The 15,555-nt window shown below is 68.2% G+C and carries 11 protein-coding genes; 6 read left to right on the top strand and 5 right to left on the bottom strand.

Annotated features, from left to right (window positions below):
• Nucleotides 1-28 precede the first annotated feature (28 nt).
• Nucleotides 29-622, top strand: a complete 594-nt coding sequence (locus QM470_RS18215) for an exopolysaccharide biosynthesis protein (protein WP_218333236.1) — start codon at nt 29-31, stop codon at nt 620-622.
• 126 nt (nt 623-748) lie between these two features.
• Here QM470_RS18215 and QM470_RS18210 read toward each other — a convergent pair whose 3' ends face one another.
• Complete coding sequence (locus QM470_RS18210) at nt 749-1,942, bottom strand: phosphoglycerate kinase (protein ID WP_066538158.1); 1,194 nt, start codon at nt 1,940-1,942, stop codon at nt 749-751.
• Nucleotides 1,943-2,217: 275 nt separating this feature from the next.
• On the opposite strand from QM470_RS18210, the gene QM470_RS18205 reads away from it, so the two are divergent.
• Nucleotides 2,218-2,475, top strand: a complete 258-nt coding sequence (locus QM470_RS18205; RefSeq protein ID WP_283340238.1) for a hypothetical protein — start codon at nt 2,218-2,220, stop codon at nt 2,473-2,475.
• 104 nt (nt 2,476-2,579) lie between these two features.
• Complete coding sequence (locus QM470_RS18200; protein WP_502846859.1) at nt 2,580-3,257, top strand: N-acetyltransferase; 678 nt, start codon at nt 2,580-2,582, stop codon at nt 3,255-3,257.
• 29 nt (nt 3,258-3,286) lie between these two features.
• Here the strand turns inward: QM470_RS18200 and QM470_RS18195 are convergent, their stop codons facing one another.
• Together QM470_RS18195 and purB are read right to left on the bottom strand one after the other, a co-directional pair.
• Nucleotides 3,287-3,847 (bottom strand): YaeQ family protein, encoded by a 561-nt coding sequence (locus tag QM470_RS18195; RefSeq protein WP_283340237.1) that lies wholly within the window; start codon nt 3,845-3,847, stop codon nt 3,287-3,289.
• A 143-nt stretch (nt 3,848-3,990) separates the two neighbouring features.
• Nucleotides 3,991-5,370: an adenylosuccinate lyase gene (purB, locus tag QM470_RS18190; RefSeq protein WP_283340236.1), complete on the bottom strand. Its 1,380-nt coding sequence runs from the start codon at nt 5,368-5,370 to the stop codon at nt 3,991-3,993.
• 150 nt (nt 5,371-5,520) lie between these two features.
• Here purB and QM470_RS18185 point away from each other — a divergent pair, with 150 nt between their 5' ends.
• Nucleotides 5,521-6,141 (top strand): glutathione S-transferase N-terminal domain-containing protein, encoded by a 621-nt coding sequence (locus QM470_RS18185; RefSeq protein ID WP_283340295.1) that lies wholly within the window; start codon nt 5,521-5,523, stop codon nt 6,139-6,141.
• A 286-nt stretch (nt 6,142-6,427) separates the two neighbouring features.
• On the opposite strand, the gene QM470_RS18180 is transcribed toward QM470_RS18185, so the two are convergent.
• Both QM470_RS18180 and glnE read right to left on the bottom strand, forming a co-directional pair.
• On the bottom strand, nt 6,428-7,636 hold the full coding sequence (locus tag QM470_RS18180; RefSeq protein WP_280013693.1) for an HD-GYP domain-containing protein: 1,209 nt from the start codon (nt 7,634-7,636) through the stop codon (nt 6,428-6,430).
• Nucleotides 7,637-7,722: 86 nt separating this feature from the next.
• The gene (gene glnE, locus QM470_RS18175) at nt 7,723-10,479 is read right to left on the bottom strand and encodes a bifunctional [glutamate--ammonia ligase]-adenylyl-L-tyrosine phosphorylase/[glutamate--ammonia-ligase] adenylyltransferase (protein ID WP_280013694.1); all 2,757 of its coding nucleotides are present in this window, start codon (nt 10,477-10,479) and stop codon (nt 7,723-7,725) included.
• Nucleotides 10,480-10,585: 106 nt separating this feature from the next.
• Between glnE and QM470_RS18170 the strand changes: the two genes are divergently transcribed.
• Together QM470_RS18170 and QM470_RS18165 are read left to right on the top strand one after the other, a co-directional pair.
• Nucleotides 10,586-14,692 (top strand): YhdP family protein, encoded by a 4,107-nt coding sequence (locus tag QM470_RS18170; protein WP_283340235.1) that lies wholly within the window; start codon nt 10,586-10,588, stop codon nt 14,690-14,692.
• Complete coding sequence (locus tag QM470_RS18165; protein WP_283340234.1) at nt 14,689-15,507, top strand: carbon-nitrogen hydrolase family protein; 819 nt, start codon at nt 14,689-14,691, stop codon at nt 15,505-15,507. Before QM470_RS18170 ends, QM470_RS18165 begins: the two co-directional genes overlap by 4 nt.
• The last annotated feature ends 48 nt before the right edge of the window (nt 15,508-15,555 follow it).

Genomic DNA, 15,555 nt, shown 5'->3' with positions numbered 1-15,555 from the left:
CCTGTACCGCCCGCCACCCAAGGATGCCATGCTGAGCCATCTGCTCACCACCCTGATTGACGATATCGACGGTGACACCGTCACCCTGCGTGCGCTGCTGGAGGCTAGTGGCCGCCAGGGCATGCTGCTGATCTGCGCGCTGTCGTCGTTGCCGTTTCTGATTCCGGTGTCCATTCCCGGCGTGTCCACCGTGTTTGGCGCCGCGATCGTGCTGCTGGCCTGCGCGCTGTTCCTCAACCGCCTGCCCTGGCTGCCGCAGCGCATTCTGGACAAGCCGCTGGATGCCGCCAAGCTCAAGCCCGTGCTGCACAAGGGTGTGGCCGTGGTGCGCAGGATAGACCGCTGGGTGCAGCCGCGCTGGCCGGCGCTGACCGGCTGGACCATGTTGCGCGTGAACAGCGCCGTGCTGGCGTTTGGCGGCCTGCTGCTGATGGCGCCGCTGGGGCCGATTCCGTTTTCCAACACCGCACCGGCCGTGGGCATTCTGTTGCTGACCGTGGGCCTGGTGCAGCGCGATGGGCTGTTCGTGCTGCTGGGTTACCTGGGCCTGGTGCTGAGCGTGGCGTATTTCAGCGTGCTGGGCTATCTGGCCTGGACCGGTGGCAGCATGCTGTGGGGGTGAGCACATAGCCGGTGCAGAGGCCTGATCCCCCCAGAATAAAAAAAGCCCGCAGTGTGCACTGCGGGCTTTTTTTGAGGAGTCCCCTCGGGGGACGGCCGCGCACGGGCCGCCGTGGAGGGGTGATCCTCAGCCGTTGGCGCGCTTTTCCAGGATCTCGAAGGCGGGCAGCTTCTTGCCTTCCAGCACTTCCAGGAAGGCGCCGCCGCCAGTGGAGATGTAGCCCACGTCCTTCTCGATGCCGTACTTGGCAATGGCGGCCAGGGTGTCGCCACCGCCGGCAATGCTGAAGGCGGGGGATTCGGCGATGGCCTGGGCAATCACCTGGGTGCCATGGGCGAACTGGTCGAACTCGAACACGCCCACCGGGCCGTTCCAGACGATGGTGCCGGCCTTCTTCAGCTGTGCAGCCAGCAGGGCTGCGGTCTCGGGGCCGATGTCCAGAATCATGTCGTCGTCTGCCACGTCGGTGGCCTTCTTGACGGTGGCCACGGCGTCGGCCGCAAAGGTCTTGGCGGTGACCACATCGGTGGGCACGGGCACATTGGCGCCGCGGGCGGCCATGGCATCGATCACGGCCTTGGCATCGGCCACCAGATCGGGCTCGGCCAGCGACTTGCCGATCTTCAGACCCGCCGCCAGCATGAAGGTGTTGGCAATGCCACCGCCCACGATGAGCTGGTCCACCTTGTCGGCCAGGCTCTTGAGGATGGTCAGCTTGGTGGACACCTTGGAGCCGGCCACGATGGCGGCCAGGGGGCGTGCCGGTGCAGCCAGGGCCTTGTTCAGCGCGTCGATCTCGGCCGACAGCAGCGGGCCAGCGCAGGCGATGGGCGCGTACTCGGCGATGCCGTAGGTGGTGCCTTCGGCGCGGTGGGCGGTGCCGAAAGCGTCATTCACAAAGATGTCGCACAGCTTGGCCAGCTTCTGGGCCAGTTCGGGCTTGTTCTTCTTTTCGCCCACATTCACGCGGCAGTTTTCCAGCAGCACGACCTGGCCGGGGGCGACTTGCACGCCGTCCACCCAGTTGGCGACCAGGGGCACCTCGCGGCCCAGCAGCTCGGACAGACGCTGTGCCACGGGGGCCAGCGAGTCTTCGGGCTTGAATTCACCTTCCGTGGGGCGGCCCAGGTGGCTGGTGACCATCACGGCAGCACCGGCCTTCAGCGCCATCTCGATGGCGGGCACGGAAGCGCGCACGCGCGTGTCTTCGGTGATGTGGCCGGCGTCGTTCAGCGGAACGTTCAGGTCAGCACGGATGAAAACGCGCTGGCCCTGGGCTTTGCCCTGGGCGCACAGGTCGGAAAAGCGAATGATGTTCATGGCGGTGAAACCGGCAGGTCTTATAGAAGTGTGGGAGACGAAATCGGGTCGCATTGTAGAGGCCGGGGCTTGCGCCGTGCTGAGAAGGCGGGCGGAGCTCTTGGGCAATCCGTGGACATTGGGCGGGGGAAGGCCGCGGCATTTCGTCCATATCGCACCCATTTGGTGCGATATGGGGCCGTTGCTGGCCGGCCATGGCCGGGGCGCCTAGGATGGCCGCTTTCCACCGAACTTGTGTTTGTGCCGTTGCCCTCCGGACACGGTCCCTTGCTTCCATGCCCGCCTGCTGCCTGCCCCATGTGTCTGCCTGCCCCCGTGGCCTGGGGCTGCCCGTGCGCGCGCAAAGCCTGCTGCTGCCGGTGATGGCGCGCCTGAGCGAGCGTGCCGTGGTGCGCCGTGAAATCGGCCCCCGCCAGGCCGCACGGCCTGTGCGCGCTGGCCTGGGTGTCGCAGGCCAGCGTGTGGCGGTGAGCCCAGTGCCCCCGGTGCCGGCCAGCCCGCGCGGGCGCATGCCGACGGACAGGCACAGCTGAATCCTTGCGGGCACGCCGGTGCCCGCAGACCGGATGCGCGCGCCCTGCCGTCACGTCGCGCCTCCCGCTGGCCCGCCAAGGAGCATGCGGTGCAACTGCCTGCCATGGGGACGCTGTCCCTGCCTACTTTTGCTTGCAATTTTGCCGTGCCTGCGGTGTCCGCCTGGTGGCGGCGCCTGTGGCCCTTGCAGCCGCAGCTGCACACCGAGCTGCGCATCGACGTGATGCTGCCCCTGGTCGACGGCGAGCTGGAAGCGCTGTACGAGCGGCTGTACCAGCCGGGCAACAAGCTCTACGGGCTGGAGCGCCGCCCCCTGCACGACCCGCAGTTCGTGCTGCACTGGCGCGAGGCCGACGGGGAATGGTTTGCCTATGTGGAAGATGTGGCGAATGCCTGCCTGGCCGGCTACACCGTGTTCAACCGCCTGGTGGAAGTGGACCGGCGCACCGACCGCCGCGTGCGCTCGCCCCATTCGCGCCTGGCGCCGGCCTACCAGCGCCGCGGCATTGCCAGTGCGGTGTACCAGCAGGTGCTGGACCGGGGCGTCTGCCTGCTCAGCGGCGCGCGCCAGTCGCCGGGGGCCCACGGTCTGTGGAACCGCCTGGCGCGCAGCTACGACAGCCATTACGTGGCGATTGCCGGCGACAAATCGCTGCAGCATCTGGGTCGGCGTGTGCCCGACGGTGCGGTGCTGGACCAGCGCACCACCCGCCGCCTGCTGCTGGGCACGGGGTGGGAGCTGGAGGCCTTTGCACAGGCCGTGCAGATGGACTGCGCCTAGCCCGGGGACAGCAGCCCGCCGGGCGGGTCTTACTTCCAGCGGGTGGGTTCGACGACCACCATGCCCTGGTCGCTGGACAGCGTCAGTTGCCCTTCCTGGATGGTGGCCTGCAGCTGCATGCTGCGTTCGGCCAGGCTGCCCAGTTGCTGGGCCACCTCGGAGTCGATGTACAGCACTTCCAGCTTGTCCTGGCGATTGACCTTGCCCTCAATGCCTTTCCACCACACATGCGCCGCGTGGTTGAAGGGGTAGACCAGCACATGGTCGGACTTGTTGCAGGCCTTGGTGATGGGCTTTTCCTCGGGCTGGCCCACTTCGATCCACAGGCGTTTCTGGCCGGTGTAGTCGGTGATGTGGACATCGGGATCGTCCGGGTCGCTCAGGCCGATGCCAAAGCCCAGCGTGCCGTCGCCGTTGCACAGGGCCTGCAGCTGCCAGGCGTTCAGCGCCAGGGCAACCAGGCGCACCATCATGCGCTCGTCGGTCTCGCTGGGGTGGCGTGCCAGGGTCAGGTTGTGGTCGGCGTAGTAGCCGTGGTCGATGTCGGCAATCGACAGATTGGCTTTGAAGATGGTGGACTTGATGGCCATGGCGGGACGTGGTGGCGGTGCTGCCCGCAGGCAGTCCTTGGGAAACTCTCAAAAACAAGAGCCGCCCGCGCGCCGGCAGTGGCGCTGAGGCAGCTCTACAGGGGAGCCTTGCGGGTGGTGCCACCCGCAGGCAGGGGGCCGGCTCAGACGCGGCGGGCCAGCTCGGCCGCCTTGCCGATGTAGGTGGCCGGCGTCATGGCCAGCAGACGGTCCTTGTCGGCCTGGGGAATTTCCAGGCCATTGATCAGGCGGTGCAGGTCTTCGGCCAGCACGGTCTTGCCCCGCGTGACTTCCTTCAGCTTTTCGTAGGCGCCCTGCACGCCATAGCGGCGCATCACGGTCTGGATGGGCTCGGCCAGCACTTCCCAGGCGTTGTCCAGGTCCTGCTGCAGGCGCTCTTCGTTCAGCTCCAGCTTGTTCAGGCCGGTCATCAGCGAGGTGTAGGCCAGGGTGGCATAACCAAACGCGACACCGATGTTGCGCAGCACGGTGGAGTCGGTCAGGTCACGCTGCCAGCGGGACACCGGCAGCTTTTCGGACAGGTGCTTGAGGATGGCGTTGGCCAGACCCAGATTGCCTTCGGCGTTCTCGAAGTCGATGGGGTTGACCTTGTGCGGCATGGTCGAGGAACCGATTTCGCCGGCCTTCAGGCGCTGCTTGAAGTAGCCCAGGGACACATAGCCCCAGATGTCGCGCGACAGGTCGATCAGGATGGTGTTGGCACGGGCCACGGCGTCGAAGATCTCGGCCATGTAGTCGTGCGGCTCGATCTGGATCGAGTAGGGCTGGAAGGTCAGGCCCAGGCCCTGGGGCTCGGGGGTTTCGATGACCTTCTGGCTGAAGGCTTCCCAGTCGAAGTCGGGCCATGCGGACAGGTGGGCGTTGTAGTTGCCCACGGCACCGTTCATCTTGGCCAGCGTCTTCACGTTGGCGATGTTGTCCGAAGCCTTCTGCAGGCGCATCACCACGTTGGCGATTTCCTTGCCCACGGTGGTGGGGCTGGCGGTCTGGCCGTGGGTGCGGCTGAGCATGGGCACGGCCGCGTACAGGCGGGCCATTTCGCGTAGCTTCAGGATGATGCGGTCCAGGGCGGGCAGCACCACCATGTCGCGGCCGACGCGGATCTGCAGCGCGTGGCTGGTGTTGTTGATGTCTTCGCTGGTGCAGGCAAAGTGCACGAATTCGGCGGCCTTGAGCAGTTCGGGACGGGCGTCGAACTTGGCCTTGATCCAGTATTCCACGGCCTTCACGTCGTGGTTGGTGGTCTTTTCGATCTCCTTGATGGCGGCGGCATCGGCTTCCGAGAAGTTGCTCACCAGGCCGTGCAGATAGGTGCGTGCACCTTCGGACAGCGGGGGGAACTCGGCAAAACCGGCGTCCGACAGCGCGATGAACCAGGTGATTTCCACCTGCACGCGGCGGTGCATATAACCCTGCTCGCTCATGATGGGGCGCAGGTCGGTCAGTTTGGCGGCGTAGCGGCCGTCGAGCGGGGAGAGGGCGGAGATGTGGGACAGGCTCATGGGGGGCGATTGTAGGTGGGACGGCTGCAATGCGCAGAGCCTGCCCCCGACAGCCCCGATAGAATTTGGCCCAGATTCCGGTGCCGGCGCATGCCGGCCCGCTGCCACGCCGTCTCCCTGCTGCCTTCCGCGAAAGCTTCCGCCATGTCTTTGTTGCTGATTGGTTCCCTCGCCAGCCCCTATGTGCGCAAGGTGCGCATCGTGCTGGCCGAAAAAAAGCTGGACTACCGTTTCCAGGAAGACAACCCCTGGGCAGCGGACACGCAGCTGCCCCAGACCAACCCGCTGGGCAAGGTGCCGGCCCTGGTACTGGACGGCAAGGAGGCGCTGTACGACTCGCGCGTGATCGTCGAGTACCTGGACACGCTGTCGCCGGTGGGCCGGCTGATTCCGGCGGGCGGGCGCGAGCGCGCCCATGTCAAGACCTGGGAAGCCCTGGCCGACGGCGTGCTGGATGCCGGCGTGGCCGTGCGCCTGGAACAGACCTGGGCCGGCCGCAGCGAGGCCCAGCGCTGCCAGGCCTGGGTGGACCGCTCCCTGGACAAGGTGCAGCGCGGCCTGGATGCCATGCAGGCCCAGGCGCCCGGCGCACAACCGTTCCTGACCGGCCAGCATCTGAGCCTGGCCGATATCGCCGTCGTCACGGCCGTGGACTGGCTGGCCTTCCGCTTTCCGCAGCAGGACTGGCTGCAGGGACGTCCTGCCCTGGCGGCCCTGCGCGAGCGCCTGGCCCCGCGCGCCAGCTTTGCCGACACGGCGCCGCGGCTCTGAACCGCCCCGCCAGCCCCGACTGCCCGCAAAAAAGCCACCCGGAGGTGGCTTTTTGCTTTGCATAAAAACGTTGTGAAGCGTCCCGAAACGAATTAAGAGAGGGAGGGAGGAGAAGCGCTCCAGGATGGACAGATGCCAAGCATGCAGGCTTCACAACAATAAACCGTTACGATGGAAGCGATCACTTTCGCCAATCCACTACTTGCTAGATGGGCTCATTGGACAAAAGTTCCAGAGGGCCCGGGGAATTTTTATGTAACGGCTTGCATCCAGGCGGCCCGCAGGCTCAGCAATTGATCTCCAGCAGGCGGTCCAGCGGCAGGCGCACGCGCACGTCGCGCTGCGCCACCGGGGCGGAAATCTTCCAGTTCGGATGGGCGGTGTCGCGCGGAATGGGTTCGCCCGTGGGCATGCCTTCCTTGTTCACCAGCACCGCCACCTTGGGGGTGGCGGCCGTGGTGCCGCGGCGCACGACCACGGCGGTTTCGCCGCTGGCCAGCTTGACCCAGGCGCCGGGCGGGTAGATGCCCAGCGACTTGATCAGCGCGGCGCCGGCTTCGTCCACCGACTTGGTTTCGTCGTAGTAGCTGGCCTGCATGGCCGAGGTGACCGACATCGGGTGGCGGTTGGCGCGGGGCGCGATCCGGGCACCAAAGATGTCGGCGCGCTGGATCATCCGGGCCAGCTGGTCGCCCGCCGTCTTCTCGGCCAGGCGGCCGGGTGCGCGCAGGTGGTGACCGCGCACGCCCTGCAGCCAGACCTCGTCGGTGACGCCCAGCTCGCGCAGCATCTGCTCCGAGCGCAGGGCGTGGTCTTCCACAGCCTGGGCCTGGGTGGCGCTCAGCGGGGTGATCTGCTGGGCCAGGTCGTCCTGCAGATGGCCCATGCCCAGGTTCATGCTCAGACCGGCGCGGCCGATCTGGTGGATGCGCTCTTCCGGCCAACGCAGGGTTTCCCGGGCGGAAATCATGCACACCGCCGCCACCAGCATGGCGTGGGTGGCGCAGTAGTGGCGGGTTTCCTCGGCCGACATCTGCACCAGGGCCAGCAGGGTGGCATCCGGGGCTTCGGCGCAGTGGCGGGCCAGACCCTGGTGCATGTTCTCGAACCGGGGCAGAAAGCTTTCCGGGTCGGGGGTGCGCATTAGCTGGGTCAGGCGGGCCTGCCAGGTGGGCCAGTGCGGGGTCTTGCGATCCCGGTCGGCGGCGTCTTCCTGGGCCAGCGTGGCATGCATGGTCATGCTGGAAATCATGCCCAGCGGCTTGTCCGACAGCAGCATGTTCTGCAGGTGGGCCTTGAAGGCGCGGAAGCTGTCGCCCGATTCGTCGGTGTCCACGCACAGGGTCTGTCCACGGGCCAGCAGGATTTCCAGTTCCTTGGGCGTGCGGATCACATAGCCCTTTTGGGCCAGCAAGGCACCGGCCACCCCGCGCAAGGCGAAGGGCAGGGGCTGACCCAAAGGAATGGTGTCAATATTCAGTTCAACAAGGTTCATGGCGGCCACATGGAAGATGTGACATATTTTTACATCTTATGGAGGACTGCTCCACGGAAATTTCCGTTGGAACTGGAAGTAATTACTCACGCATCGCCAAAAACGGTCTGCCACAGCTGCCGGATGGCATCGGCCTGGACCTGGACGCTGGCCGGGTCCACCTGGCCGTTGCCCTCGTTCAGGCGCGACTGGTGCTGCACCCGGCGCAGTTCGCGGTAGGCCGCCGCCGCCGCCTGGCCCTGCCCTGCGGGCAGCAGGCCGGCGGCTTCGGCCCGTTGCAGCAGCGCGATATTGCCCACATTGTCGATGAGTTCACGGTGCTGCGCGGACTGGGACAGTACCAGGTACTGCACCGCGAATTCCGCATCCACCATGCCGCCTTCGCTGTGCTTCACATCAAAGGCCGCACCGCGCACCGGATGGGCGGCGCGCACCCGGGCACGCATGGAGACAATCTCCTCGCGCAGCGCGGCGGCGTCGCGGGGGGCAGTGATCACGGTTTCGCGCACGGCATCGAAGCGGGCCGCCAGATCGTCGCTGCCCAGCACAAAGCGGGCACGGGTCATGGCCTGGTGTTCCCAGGTCCAGGCGGTGTTGCTGCCGCGTTGCTGCTGGTAGTCGGCGTAGGCCTTGAAGCTGGTGACCAGCAGGCCGGAGTTGCCATTGGGGCGCAGGGCGGTGTCGATCTCGAACAGATCGCCTTCGCCGGTCTTCACCGTGAGCCAGTTGATCAGCTTGCGCACAAAGGCGGCATAGACCTCCGGGGCGTTGTCGTCGGCGTCGTCGAAGACAAAGACGATGTCCAGGTCGCTACCATAGCCCAGCTCCTTGCCGCCCAGCTTGCCGTAGCCAATGATGGCGAACTGCGGGACCTCGCGGTGGCGGTTCTTCAGGCGCTGCCAGCACCAGGACGCGGTCACGCGCAGCACGGTGTCGGCCAGGGCGCTCAGGTCGTCGGCCACCTGCTCCACGGTGATGGCGCCTTCCACGTCGCGGGCCAGGGTGCGGAAGGTTTCCGCATGGTGGGCCCGGCGCAGCAGGTTCAGCAGGGTTTCGTCGTCGTCCTCGCCGGTGGATTCCAGCGCCTGCAGGCGCAGCGCCATCTCGTGCTCGAAGTCGGCGGCGGAAAAGCGTTCCTGGAACAGGGCTTCGCCCGCCAGCTCGTCGATCACCCCCGGGTGCTGCTGCAGGTAGCGGGCCGGCCATTTGGCGGCGCCCAGCATGTGCAGCAGGCGCTCGTGCACGGACGGGCGCTCCAGCAGCAGGGCCAGATAGCTTTCGCGGCGCAGCAGCGGCTCCAGCCAGTTGATCATGCGCACGGCGGCTTCTTCGCCCACCTTGCCCTGCTGCACCCATTGCGCGGTGCGCAGCACCAGACGGAACAGGCGGGTGCGGGCCTCGTCGCGCAGGCCCTGCACCCGTGGCAGGTCGCGCCATTCGGCGACGCGGCTGGACAGGGCCGGCGGCAGCTGTTCCAGCAGCGCTTCCAGGTCGGGAATGGCCGGTCCCCCGGTGATGGCGCGCGGCCCGGCGCAGTTGCCGCTGGCGCAGTCCTGGGCCTTGTCGCCGCCCAGCAGGGTGTCGAACTCCTGGGCCACCAGTTCGCGGTGGGCATCGAGCTGGTGCAGGAAATCCTGGCAGCGGGCAAAGCCCATGGTCCGGGCAATCCATTCCAGGTCGTCGTCGCGCGTGGGCAGCACATGGGTCTGCTGGTCGTCCAGGTACTGGATGCGGTGCTCCACGCCGCGCAGAAAGGTGTAGGCCTCGGCCAGCTGCTGGGCCGTCTCCTGCGGCATCAGGTTGGCACGGGCCAGGCGCTGCAGCGCTTCCAGCGTGGGGCGGCAGCGCAGCTCGGGGAACTGGCCGCCGCGCACCACCTGCAGCAGCTGCACGGTGAATTCGATCTCGCGGATGCCGCCGCGCGACAGCTTCACATCGTTGGCGCGTTCGGGGTGGCCGGCGCTGCGGCGGGTGGCATGTTCGCGGATCTGGCGGTGCAGGCTGCGCAGCGCATCGAACACGCTGTAGTCCAGATAGCGGCGGAACACGAACGGCAGCACCACGCCACGCAGGCCCTGCACATTGGGGGTGGCAATGCAGGCCGTGGGCGCGACGATGCGGCTCTTGAGCCAGGCGAAGCGCTCCCATTCACGGCCCTGCACCAGCAGATACTCTTCCAGCGACCCCAGGGACACGGCGGCCGGGCCGGAATTGCCGTTGGGGCGCAGCGCCAGGTCGACGCGGAAGACAAAGCCGTGCTCGGTGGTGTCGCCGATCAGCGCGTAAATGGCCTTGACCACGCGGCCAAAGTACTCATGGTTGGAGAGCTTGCCGCGCCCGTCGGGCAGGCCGGCGGTGTCGCCATCGTGTTCGTAGACATAGATCAGGTCGATGTCGCTGGAGACATTCAGCTCCCGCGCGCCGAACTTGCCCATGCCGATGATCCACAGCTGCACCGGCTGGCCGTCCGGCCCCTGCGGGGCGCCATGGCGGCTGTCCAGATCGGCGCGGGCGGCCTGGCAGGCGCGGTCCAGGGCCAGTTCGCCCAGCGCGGTCATGCTGCCGGTGACGGCGCCCAGGTCGGCCGTGCCTTCGCAGTCCAGCACCATGGTGCGTTCCAGCACCAGCTGGCGCAGGATGCGCAACGCGGCCCCCAGCTCATAGGGCTGGGCCAGCAGGGCGTCGAGCGCCTGCTCCATCGTGGCGCGGGTGGGCACGCCGGCCGGCAGCAACGGGAACAGGGCGTCGTAGCGCCGGTGCAGACGCTGCCAGAAGCGCGAATAGGCCGCAGGCGGCAAGGCGGGGGTTGCGTGTTCGGCCGGGGAAATGTCTGCGCTCTGCATGTTCACCAAGGGATAGGGCCGGGGAAGCGTCTGCCAGCACCATGCCCCTACATGCTCCCTGTGCCGGGAGCCGCGGGTCATAATTTGGCCACTCTTCACCTTGCCAATGATCGATCCGAAACCGCACCCCTCCCGCCTGCTCCACAGGGCAGCAGTGGTGGCGCGGTGGGCGCTGGCAGGGCTGCTGGCCTTCTGGTTGCTGCTCGCGGCCACGGCCGGGGTGCTCCATGGATTCATTGTGCCGCGAATCGGGGACTACCGCGGCAAGCTGGAACAGCTGGCCGCTCAGGCCTTGGGGGTACCGGTGCGCATCGGTGCCGTGACGGCCTATTCCGACGGTCTGGTGCCCAGCCTGGAGCTGAAGGATGTCGAGCTGCAGGACGCCCAGGGTCGGCCTGCGCTGCAGCTGCCGCAGGTGGTGGTGGCCGTCTCGGCCCGCTCCCTCTGGCGCCGGGGAGTGGAGCAGATCGTCGTCGAATCCCCGCAGCTGGATGTGCGCCGCCGCGCCGACGGGCGCTGGGAAGTGGCGGGCCTGCTGCAGCAGGACGATGCCACGCCGGACAGCAGCCCCCTGGAATGGGTGCTGGACCAGCCCGAAATCGCCATCCGCAACGGCGTGCTGCGCTGGAACGATGCCCTGCGGGACACCCCCGAACAACAGCTCGAAGGCGTGAACCTGGTGCTGCGCAACGGGCACTGGCAGCATGCGCTGCGCATGGATGCCCGGCTTCCCCAGGCGCAGGGTGGCGGTGCACTGCAGGTGATGGGCAACTTCAAGGAGCCGGTGCTGGCTGTCAGCGGCCGTCCCTGGGAGCGCTGGCAGGGTCAGTGGTTTGCCCAGGGGGCCTTGCAGCAGGTGCCGCACCTGCCCTGGCCGGCCGAATGGGGGGTGGAACAGGTGCAGGCACGGGGCGACTTCCGTGCCTGGGCCGATGTGCGCAAAGGCGCGCTGGCCGGTGTCACGGCCGACCTGCGCCTGCCCCAGGCGCGGGTGGACTGGCGCAACGGACAGCCCGCGCTGGACCTGCAGCAGGTGGCCGGTCGGCTGGACCTGCAGGCCCTGGACGGGGGCTGGCAAGCCCGGGGAACGGGCTGGACCTTCACCCTGGCCGACGGCGCCCACTGGCCGGCCAGCGATGTGACGCTGCGCTGGCCCCAGGCCGGTAGCGATACACCCCATGCGCTGGAAGCCAGCTACCTGGATCTGGCGCTGGCCCGGGCCGTGGCCCAGCGGCTGCCCCTGCCGGAGGACGCCCAGGCGCAGCTGGCGCGCTGGGAGCTGCAAGGCCGGGCGGAAAAATTGCAGCTGCGCTGGCAGCCAGCCATGGCCGGCCACCCGCTGCGCTACCGGGCCCAAGGCCAGCTGCAGGGGGTGACATTGCGCGACCTGCAGGCCGACAGCCACACGCCGGGTCTGCACAACGCCAACCTGCGTTTCACCTTCGACCAGCAAGGGGGCTCGGCCGATGTGGAGATGCGCCAGGGGGCGCTGGAATTTCCCGGTATTTTTGAAGAGCCCCGCATCCCGGTGGACCGGCTGCAGGCCAGTCTGCGCTGGAGCCAGGACGCCCACGGGCGCTGGTCGGTCCAGGTGCCGCAGGCCCAGTTTGCCAATGCCGATGTGCAAGGCCAGCTGCAGCTGCGCTGGCAGATGGGGGCCGATGCGGCCCGGCGCCTGCCGGGCGATCTGGAGCTGGAAGGCGTGCTCAGCCGCGCCAATGGCGCACGCGTGCACCGTTATCTGCCGCTGGAGGTGCCGCAGGACGCGCGCCACTATGTGCGCGACAGCGTGCGCAGCGGCAGCGCCAGCAATGTGCGCTTCAAGGTGGCAGGGCCGCTGGAACAGTTCCCCTTCGACACCCATGGAAGCAAAGGGGTGTTCCACATCGTCGCACCGGTGCGGGACGTGGTCTATGACTATGTGCCGCCGCGCCTGCGGGCGGAGGGCGAAGCCCCCTGGCCGCTGATTACCCAGTTGGCCGGGGAGCTGGTGTTCGACCGGGCGGGCATGCAGGTGCGCAACGCCCAAGGCTGGTTTGGCGAGCACAGCAAGGTGCCGCTTGAAGCCATCCAGGCGGCGATTCCGAACCTGTCCACCCCGGTGCTGGACGTGTCCGGCCATGGCAAGGCGGCGCTGCCGGCCTGGCTGGATGTGGTGGCGCGCTCGCCACTGGCCGGGATCACCGAACATGCGCTGGACCGTGCCGCGGCGGCCGGTCCCGCCACGCTGAAACTGGCGCTGCACCTGCCGATCGAGCAGCTGGAGCATGCCCGGGTGACCGGCACGGTGGGCCTGCAGGGCAACCGGCTGCGCCTGCGCCCCGATGTGCCCGAGCTGCAGGAGGCCCGGGGCATGGTGCATTTCAGCGAGAAGGGCTTCACCCTGCAGGGCGTGCAGGCCCAGTCGCTGGGCGGCAATGTGTCGCTGGCAGGCGGGCTGCAAGTGGGCAAGGGCGCTTCGGCGCTGGACATCCGCGCCCGCGGCCGCGCCACGGCCGAGGGGCTGCGCAGCGACGCCTTTCTGGCGCCGGTGGCGGACCTGGCCCGGCATGCCACGGGAGCCACCGAATACGAGGTGCAGGTGGGCTTGCAGCGGGAGCTGCCGCAGATCGTGGTGCGCAGCAGCCTGCAGGGCATGGCGCTGAATCTGCCGGCCCCGCTGGGCAAGGCGGCCGAGGTGGCGGCCCCGTTGCAGGTGGCCCAGCGGCTGACACCGGCTGCGGCAGCCGACAGCAAGTCCCCGTTGCAGGACATGCTGCAGATCCATGTGCAGGACCGCGCGTCGCTGACCTATGTCTATGACCAGACGGGCCCGCAGGCCAAGGTGATGGGGGGCTGGATCCAGCTGGGCCGTGACATCGGACCCGCCGGGGCCTGGCCCGCAGGCTGGAACGGCGGACCGGGGGTCCAGGCGCAGGCCCAGCTGGACACCCTGGACATCGACGCCTGGCGGGCGCTGGCCACCCCGGCGGCGGAAGCCGGCCGTGTGGCCCCCGCCGCGGCCCCGGTGCCGGCGGACGTGCTGCCCTATCTGCCCCAGCGCCTGGGGCTGCGCGTGGACCAGTTGCACCTGCATGGCCGCGTGCTGTACGACGTGGTGGCCGGGCTGACCCAGTCCGATGCCGTGTGGCGCGGCAACATTCAGGCGCGGCAGCTGGGCGGCTATGTGGAATACCACCCGCCGGGCAAGGCCCACCCCCAGGGCCTGGTGTTTGCTCGCCTGTCCCATCTGCTGCTGCCCGAAGGGGCGGCCGACCAGGCCGACAGCCTGCTGCAGTCCCAGCCCCAGCAGATGCCGGCACTGGACATCTCGGTCAAGGAATTCGCCCTGGCCGGCAGGGCACTGGGCAGCCTGGCGGTGCAGGCCCAGAACCAGCGCCGCGATGGCCAGCCGCAGTGGGTGCTGGACCGTTTCGATGTGAGCCTGCCCGAGGCCACGCTCACCGCCCAGGGCACCTGGGGCGGCCCGGATGCCCTGCGCCGCCGCACCCAGCTGCGCTTTACGCTGGCCCTCAAGGATTCCGGCGCGCTGCTGGAACGTTTTGCCATGCCCGGTGTGGTGCGTGGCGGCAAGGGCAGTCTGGAAGGCGAGCTGGGCTGGCGCGGCGCACCGATTGCACCGGACTGGCACAGCATGGCCGGCAAGCTGCACCTGGATGTGGGCCAGGGCCAGTTCCTGAAGGCCGAGCCCGGGCTGGCCAAGCTGCTGAGCGTGCTCAGCCTGCAGTCCCTGCCCCGGCGCATCGGGCTGGACTTCCGCGATGTGTTCAGCAGCGGTTTTGCCTTTGACTTTGTCCGCGGCGATGTGAACGTGGCCCAGGGCGTGGCCCGCACCAACAACCTGCAGATGAAGGGCGTGAACGCCGCCGTCCTGATGGAAGGCCAGGCCAATCTGGCCGACGAGACCCAGCAGCTGCGCGTGGTGGTGGTGCCGGAAATCAATGCCATGACGGCCTCGCTGGTGGCCACGGCCATCAACCCGGTGATCGGTCTGGGCAGTTTCCTGGCTCAGGCCGTGCTGCGTGGTCCGCTGGTGGCGGTGGCGACACGGGAGTTCGACATCACCGGCAGCTGGTCCGAGCCCGAGGTGCGCGCCGTGCCGCGGCGCACCGCACCGGCCACCACCCCGCCCGGAACCGGAGGGACGGTGCCCCCGGCAGCGCCCGCCGCGTCTTCGGCCGCCGCACCATCGACCAAGGAGCCCCAGCCATGAAGATCGCCGCCCTGCAAATGGTGTCCTCCCCGGTGGTGGAAGAGAATCTGCGCACCGCCCGAACGCTGCTGCTGCAGGCCGCCGAGCGGGGGGCGGAGCTGGTGGCCCTGCCCGAATACTTCTGCGCCATGGGCCGCAGCGATACCGACAAGCTGGCCTATGCCGAGCGGTGGGGCGATGGTCCCATCCAGTCCGTGCTGGCGGACTGGGCGCGGGAAGCCGGGGTGTGGCTGGCCGCAGGCACGCTACCGCTGGTGGCCCAGGCCCCGGGCCATGTGCGCAACACCAGCCTGCTCTTCAGCCCGCAAGGGCAATGCGTGGCGCGCTACGACAAGGTGCATCTGTTCCGCTTTGCCACGGGACAGGAGCAGTACGATGAATCCCGGGTGGTGGAGCCCGGTGACCGGCCGGTGATGGCAACCCTGACCGACCGCAGCGGCCAGACCTGGACCCTGGGTCTGAGCGTGTGCTACGACCTGCGCTTTCCCGAGCTGTACCGCGCGCATGCCGCCGCGGGCGCGGACCTGGTGCTGGTGCCCAGTGCCTTCACGCACACCACGGGCCGGGCGCACTGGGAGCTGCTGCTGCGCGCCCGGGCGGTGGAAAACCAGTGCTATGTGCTGGCGCCGGCCCAGGGCGGTATCCACGACAATGGGCGCCACACCTGGGGGCACAGCATGCTGGTCGACCCCTGGGGGCAGGTGCAGGCCTTCCAGGCCGCCGAAGGTGCTGGCGTGGTGCTGGGCCAGATGGACCGCACCTATCTACGGCAGGTGCGGCAGCAACTGCCTGCTTTGGAGCATCGCGTCCTGTGAATTCCCTGCAAACCTGGCCTTGGCGCCGTTGGCACAGTGCCTGGCGGC

The organism is Comamonas sp. 17RB (assembly GCF_030056555.1).
GTDB classification, from domain to species: domain Bacteria; phylum Pseudomonadota; class Gammaproteobacteria; order Burkholderiales; family Burkholderiaceae_C; genus Comamonas; species Comamonas terrigena.
This window is presented reverse-complemented; position numbering and strand designations above follow the sequence as displayed.